6 protein-coding genes and 1 pseudogene are annotated in these 4627 nt (G+C 54.7%); 5 read left to right on the top strand and 2 right to left on the bottom strand.

Going from position 1 to position 4627, the window contains the following annotated elements; translation table 11 throughout:
• Nucleotides 1–80 (top strand): annotated as a pseudogene (locus NG42_RS23505) (Holliday junction resolvase RuvX); the annotation flags it as partial.
• Here the strand turns inward: NG42_RS23505 and NG42_RS11195 are convergent.
• On the bottom strand, nt 49–1098 hold the full coding sequence (locus NG42_RS11195) for a type IV pilus twitching motility protein PilT (protein ID WP_052899411.1): 1050 nt from the start codon (nt 1096–1098) through the stop codon (nt 49–51). The pseudogene NG42_RS23505 and the gene NG42_RS11195 sit on opposite strands and share 32 nt — an antisense overlap.
• 15 nt (nt 1099–1113) lie before the next feature.
• Between NG42_RS11195 and NG42_RS11190 the strand changes: the two genes are divergently transcribed.
• The 4 genes from NG42_RS11190 to hemW are packed head-to-tail and all read left to right on the top strand — an operon-like array spanning nt 1114 to nt 4141.
• Nucleotides 1114–1827: a YggS family pyridoxal phosphate-dependent enzyme gene (locus tag NG42_RS11190; protein ID WP_052899410.1), complete on the top strand. Its 714-nt coding sequence runs from the start codon at nt 1114–1116 to the stop codon at nt 1825–1827.
• 8 nt (nt 1828–1835) lie between these two features.
• Nucleotides 1836–2390, top strand: a complete 555-nt coding sequence (locus tag NG42_RS11185) for a YggT family protein (RefSeq protein ID WP_052899409.1) — start codon at nt 1836–1838, stop codon at nt 2388–2390.
• A 28-nt stretch (nt 2391–2418) separates the two neighbouring features.
• A complete protein-coding gene (locus NG42_RS11180; protein WP_052899408.1) occupies nt 2419–3012 on the top strand; it encodes an XTP/dITP diphosphatase in 594 nt (197 codons plus the stop codon).
• Entirely contained in the window at nt 3005–4141 is a 1137-nt protein-coding gene (gene hemW, locus NG42_RS11175) for a radical SAM family heme chaperone HemW (protein ID WP_052899407.1), read from the top strand. Before NG42_RS11180 ends, hemW begins: the two co-directional genes overlap by 8 nt.
• 162 nt (nt 4142–4303) lie before the next feature.
• Here the strand turns inward: hemW and NG42_RS22910 are convergent.
• Nucleotides 4304–4627, bottom strand: a 324-nt coding sequence (locus NG42_RS22910; RefSeq protein ID WP_052899406.1) for a hypothetical protein, incomplete at its 5' end; no start/stop codon positions are given.

The following is a 4627-nucleotide window of genomic DNA, read 5'->3' as shown; positions in this document are numbered from 1 at the left end:
GTTTCCGTGCGCTCACCAAAGGAAGCGTCGATTCCCTGTCGGCGGTGATTATCCTGGAAAGCTGGTTCGAGAATCATTAACCGCCGTTGGGCCTTCACCTTCAGCGGCCACCAGACCTGCTGCAATACGCTGGCGCAGGCTCTGCTCAAACGTACACATCCCGGATTGCATACCGGTTTGCAGCAATCCGGGTAACTGATGGGTTTTGCCCTCACGGATCATATTCGCCACCGCTGGCGTGCTGACCAGCAGCTCAAACAGTGCCACGCGCCCGGCGTTATTCGCCGCCACCAGCCGCTGCGCAATCACCGCTTTCAGGCTACCTGCCAGCTGACAGCGCACCAGATTTTTCTCCTCCGCCGGAAAGACGTCAACTAGCCGATCGACCGCCTGGGTGGCGCTGCGGGTATGCAATGTGGCCAGCACCAGATGGCCGGTTTCTGCCGCAGTCAGCGCCAGACGTATGGTTTCGCTGTCGCGAAGCTCGCCAAGCAGGATAACATCCGGATCCTCACGCAGCGCGGCGCGTAAGCCTTCGTGAAACGAACTGCAATGCTGACCAATTTCCCGCTGCTGGATCAACGATTGCTGACTGTTATGGATAAACTCAATCGGATCTTCGAGGGTGATAATATGCAGATCGCGCTGGCGGTTAAGCGCATCAATCATCGCCGCCAGCGTGGTGGATTTGCCACTGCCGGTTGCGCCGGTAATCAATATCAGACCGTCCTGCTGCTGTAATAAGCTCGGGATGATATCGGGCAGCCCCAGTTGCTCCAGCGGCGGACACTGACTGGCGATCAGCCGTAAAGCCAGCGATAACCCGTGACGTTGCTGAAACAAATTGGCGCGCAGGCGGGTGCCACTGGCTAAGGTCAGCGCAAAGTCGACATGGCCGGTAGATTCAAGAAAGGCGCGCTGGCTGGTATCGAGCCAGCCCATCACCAGCGATTCCAGCGCGGCGGCAGAGATTTTTTTCTGACCCGGCACCGCGCCCAGCCGCCCCTGACAGCGCCACTGCGGTGAATGACCACTGCACAGGTGCAGATCGGCGGCGTTATGCTTTACACTAAGGGCCACAATTTCTTCCATATCCATTAAGTTCTCCTGACTATGATCTCAATCCAGCAAAACCTACAGGAAGTTCGCCAGCGAATCTCAGCAGCGGCAGAACGTTGCGGCCGCGATCCAGCAGAAGTTACGCTGCTTGCAGTCAGTAAAACCAAACCTGCGAGCGCGGTCGAAGAAGCGGTTGCCGCCGGGCAGATAGCATTTGGTGAGAATTACGTGCAGGAAGGGGTAGATAAAATCCAGGCGCTGGCGGCTTATCCGCAACTGGTCTGGCACTTTATCGGCCCGCTGCAATCCAATAAGAGTCGACTGGTGGCAGAGAATTTTGCCTGGTGTCATACCGTTGATCGCCTGCGTATCGCCACGCGTCTTAATGAGCAGCGCCCTGCCGGTCTCGCGCCGCTAAATGTGCTGATTCAAATAAACATCAGTGACGAACAGAGTAAATCTGGCATCATGCTGGATGCCTTGCCGGAGCTGGCGCGGCAAATCGCGCAATTGCCACGTTTGCAGCTGCGGGGATTAATGGCGATCCCGGCGCCGGAAAGCGATTACGCACGCCAGCTGGCGGTGTGCCAGCAGATGGCTGACGCGCTGGCGCAATTAAAACAGCATTACCCATCCGTCGATACGCTTTCTCTGGGAATGAGCGACGATATGGACGCCGCCATCGCGGCAGGCAGCACTATGGTGCGGATTGGCACCGCAATTTTTGGCGCGCGTGATTACGCTAACGCTACTCACAACAATAACTGAGGAACCTCATGCTGACGTTGACTTTTCTGGTCAAGACCCTGATCGATCTCTATGTCATGGTACTGCTGCTGCGCATCTGGATGCAGTGGTCACGCTGTGATTTCTACAATCCGCTGGCGCAGTTTATCGTCAAAATCACCCAGCCGGTGGTGAAGCCTTTACGCCGGATTATTCCTGCTATCGGGCCGGTTGATACCGCCTCATTGCTGCTGGCCTTTGTGCTGACCACGCTGAAATACCCGATTTTACTGCTGATTCAGGTCGGGGCATTCTCGGTTGATCCGATGAACCTGCTGGTGGGTCTGCTTTCGCTGGTGAAGTCCGCCGGATACCTGGTGTTCTGGGTGATCATTATTCGTTCACTGATGAGCTGGATCAGTCAGGGACGCGGCGCGGTTGATTACGTGCTGATTCAGCTGACCGAACCGTTAATGGCACCGATTCGTCGTATTCTGCCCGCCATGGGCGGTATCGATTTCTCCGCGATGGTGGTGATTTTGATCCTCTATATGTTCAACTACCTCGGCATGGATCTGTTCCCTGGCCTGTGGTATCTGCTGTAACGCATTAATTATGAATTGTGGATCTGTTATGCAAAAAGTTGTTCTCGCGACCGGTAATCCGGGCAAAGTCCGCGAACTGGCCGACCTGTTGGCGGCCTTTGGTCTTGATATTGTGGCGCAAACCGATCTCGGCGTGGAATCTGCCGAAGAGACCGGTTTAACCTTTATTGAAAACGCCATTCTTAAAGCACGCCATGCGGCGCACATCACCGGCTTACCGGCGATTGCCGATGACTCAGGTCTGGCGGTAGACGCGCTGGGCGGCGCGCCGGGCATCTACTCCGCGCGCTACGCCGGAGAAGACGCCAGCGATCGGCAGAATCTGGAAAAACTGCTGACGGCATTGCAGGACGTGCCGGATGAGCAGCGTCAGGCGCAGTTTCACTGCGTACTGGTCTATTTGCGTCATGCTGAAGACCCGACGCCGCTGGTGTTCCACGGCAGCTGGGAAGGGGTAATCACCCGCGCCGCCGCCGGTGAGGGCGGCTTTGGCTACGACCCGATTTTCTCTGTGCCAGCGCTGGGTAAAACCGCGGCTGAGCTGACAAAAGAGGAGAAACGCGCCCTGTCTCATCGTGGTAAAGCATTGACGCTGTTGCTGGAAGCGATGCGTAATGGCTAATCGTCCGCCACTGAGTCTGTACATCCATATCCCGTGGTGCGTGCAAAAATGCCCGTACTGCGATTTCAACTCGCATGCGTTAAAAGGCGAAGTGCCGCACGAAGAGTATGTGCGTCACCTGCTGGCCGATCTTGATAACGACCTGCCGTTAACCGGCGGTCGCGAGGTCGGCACCATTTTTATTGGTGGCGGCACACCGAGCCTGCTGAGCAGTGAAGCGATGATGATGCTGATGGATGGCGTACGTGCGCGTTTGCCACTGTCGCCAACCGCTGAAATCACCATGGAGGCGAATCCGGGTACGGTGGAAGCCGATCGCTTCAGCGGTTATCAGCGCGCCGGAATTAACCGTATTTCTATTGGCGTGCAGAGTTTCAGCCCGGAGAAGTTACAGCGGCTGGGGCGTATTCACGGGCCGGAAGAGGCAAAGCGTGCGGCACATCTCGCCGCCGACCTTGGCCTGCGCAGCTTTAACCTTGATTTGATGCACGGTTTGCCCGATCAGTCGCTGGAAGAGGCACTGGATGATTTGCGTCAGGCGATTGCACTTAATCCACCACATCTTTCCTGGTATCAGCTGACCATTGAACCCAATACCCTGTTCAGCTCGCGTCCACCGGTATTACCGGATGATGATGCGCTGTGGGACATTTTCGAGCAGGGAGACAAACTGCTGACCGCCGCCGGTTATCAGCAATATGAAACGTCCGCTTATGCCAAACCGGGCTATCGCTGCGAACATAATCTTAACTACTGGCGCTTTGGTGATTATCTCGGCATTGGCTGCGGTGCACACGGTAAGCTGACGCAAGAAGATGGCCGAATTATTCGTACCACTAAAACCCGTCATCCGCGTGGTTTTATGGCGGGAAAATACCTTGATCGTCAGCACGAAGTGGCCGACAGCGAGAAGCCGTTTGAGTTCTTTATGAATCGTTTTCGCCTGCTGGAAGCTGCACCGCGCGAAGAATTCAGCCGCTTCACCGGTCTTGACGAGTCAGTGATTCGTCCGCAGATCGATGAAGCGCTGGCGAAGGGTTATCTGACTGAGACACCAGATAACTGGCAAATTACCGAGAAAGGAAAGCTGTTCCTGAATTCATTGCTGGAGCTGTTTCTGGCAGAGTGACGCGCAGCCACTCTGCTGCTTCTGATGCCAAATGCCGTCGACATTCACCATTCGTCGCGGCATTTAACCGGTTTCGGGTATCCTCCGACGACGCCATTCACTGGCGATGATCTTGAAAGATGATAAACATAACTAATCATCATAACGATCAAAACCGATCTGTTAACTATTCTGATTCGCAAAACGCTGACCAGCTTGCTGGTGGTAATTCTGCAAAACTTCATCCGGGAGGATCAGTTCGGTGCCTGCTTTAATTTCAGATGAAAATAAGAGGAACGGATAGCTATTAAACATCGTCGATCTCAGATTCATTCGGAGAAACACTTGGTTACGCTCAAGATCCCCATCAAGGCCAAGATTCAGAATGTTAATAAGCTCATCTTTATTAACTGATTTCAGAACGTTATATTTATTACCTGTCAGCTGACCAATCTCACTACTGGACTGTAGCGGCTGTCGTTGCGGTTCTGCTTGTGGTTCAACCTG

Source organism: Winslowiella iniecta (genome assembly GCF_001267535.1).
Lineage (GTDB): Bacteria > Pseudomonadota > Gammaproteobacteria > Enterobacterales > Enterobacteriaceae > Erwinia > Erwinia iniecta.
The sequence above is the reverse complement of the archived record's forward strand: the minus strand, read 5'-3'. Positions and strand labels throughout refer to the sequence as shown.